Below are 1,592 nucleotides of genomic sequence, written 5' to 3' on the forward strand. Positions count from 1 at the left end.
GATCCACTGGCGCCGGCGCGAGACCGCGACCGCGGCGCCGGGCGCGGCCGGGTCCGGCGCGCGAGGAGGGCGCTGATGCCGGCCTACCTGCTGCGCCGCCTGCTCTACGCGGTGCCGATCCTGATCGGGGTGAACCTGCTCACCTTCGTGCTCTTCTTCGTGGTGAACTCGCCCGACGACATGGCGCGCATGCACATCGGCGTCAAGCGCGCCACGCCCGAGGCCATCGAGCGCTGGAAGGTCGAGCGCGGCTACGACAAGCCGATGTTCATCAACGACGCCGCGAGCGGCAGCGCGCGCCTCACCGAGACCCTCTTCTTCGACAAGTCGCTGCGCATGTTCGCGCTCGAGTTCGGCCGCGCCGACGACGGCCGCGACATCGGCCAGGAGATCCGCGAGCGCATGGGGCCCTCGCTGGCGATCGCGCTGCCGACCTTCGTGCTCAGCCTCGTGGTGTCGATCAGCTTCGCGCTGCTGCTGGTGTTCTTCCGCGCCACCTGGCTGGATTTCTGGGGCGTGGTGCTGTGCGTGGCGATGATGTCGATCTCCAGCCTGTTCTACATCATCGGCGGCCAGTGGCTGGTGTCCAAGCTGTGGGCATTGGTGCCGATCTCGGGCTACGCGCCCGGGCTGGATGCAGCGCGCTTCCTGGTCTTGCCGGTGCTGATCAGCGTGGTGGCCGGCATCGGCTCTTCGGCGCGGTGGTACCGCACGATCTTCCTCGAGGAGATCTCGAAGGACTACGTGCGCACCGCGCGCGCGAAGGGGCTGTCGGAGCTCGCGGTGCTGTTCCGCCATGTGCTGCGCAATGCGCTGATCCCGATCCTGACCGGGGTGGTGGTGGTGATCCCGCTGCTCTTCATGGGCAGCCTGCTGGTGGAGTCCTTTTTCGCGATTCCCGGCCTGGGCAGCTACACGATCGACGCGATCAACGCGCAGGACTTCGCGGTGGTGCGGGCGATGGTGTTCATCGGCTCGGTGCTGTACATCGTCGGCTTGATCCTCACCGACCTGTCCTACACCCTGGCCGATCCGCGGGTGAGGCTGCAATGAGCGCATCGAGCGTGATCTTGGGCTTCCAGCCGGTGCTGCTGTGGACCGACGCGTTGCTCTTCCTGCTCGTCGCGCTGGCGCTGCTGGCGGGCATGCGCGCGCGTGCGCAGGCGCCGCTGCGCGCGGCCTGGCGCAAGGTGGGGAGGCGACCGACCGGGATGGCGGCGGCCACCGTGTTGCTGGCCTTCCTCGTCGTGGGCCTGGTCGACAGCCTGCACTACCGGCCGCTGCTGCCGGCGCTGGAGCGCGTGGCGGGGGCGGATGGGGGCGGGCCGGCAAGCGGAGCGGCACCGGCGGCTCCGGTCGTTTCCACCGAGGTGCTGTCGGCGCTCGACGCCCTGCTCGCGCCGCTGCGCCTGCGCACCGAGAAGACCTATTCCGCGCCCTTCGCGTGGACGCTGTACCAGCGCGAGACGATGGAGACCGCCGACGGCGGCCAGGTGCGCGACTATCCGCGTCTCGCCCACGGCGCGGCCCACCTCGGCGCCGACCCGGGCCCGGCGCGGGCGGGCGACCTCGCGCTGCGGCTGGCGAAGGCG

At 70.4% G+C, this 1,592-nt stretch carries 1 protein-coding gene and 1 pseudogene; both read left to right on the plus strand.

Going from position 1 to position 1,592, the window contains the following annotated elements:
- Positions 1-75: 75 nt before the first annotated feature.
- Positions 76-1,053 (plus strand): ABC transporter permease, encoded by a 978-nt coding sequence (locus C665_RS19490; protein WP_004329293.1) that lies wholly within the window; start codon positions 76-78, stop codon positions 1,051-1,053.
- Positions 1,050-1,592, plus strand: a pseudogene (locus C665_RS19495) (ABC transporter permease); the annotation flags it as partial. The gene C665_RS19490 and the pseudogene C665_RS19495, both read left to right, overlap by 4 nt.

The sequence above is a fragment of the Thauera aminoaromatica S2 genome (genome assembly GCF_000310185.1).
GTDB classification, from domain to species: domain Bacteria; phylum Pseudomonadota; class Gammaproteobacteria; order Burkholderiales; family Rhodocyclaceae; genus Thauera; species Thauera aminoaromatica.

Coding starts and splice junctions, on each gene's coding strand:
- C665_RS19490 (WP_004329293.1), top strand. CDS start 76: ATGCCGGCCTACCTGCTGCGCCGCCTGCTCTACGCGGTGCCGATCCTG.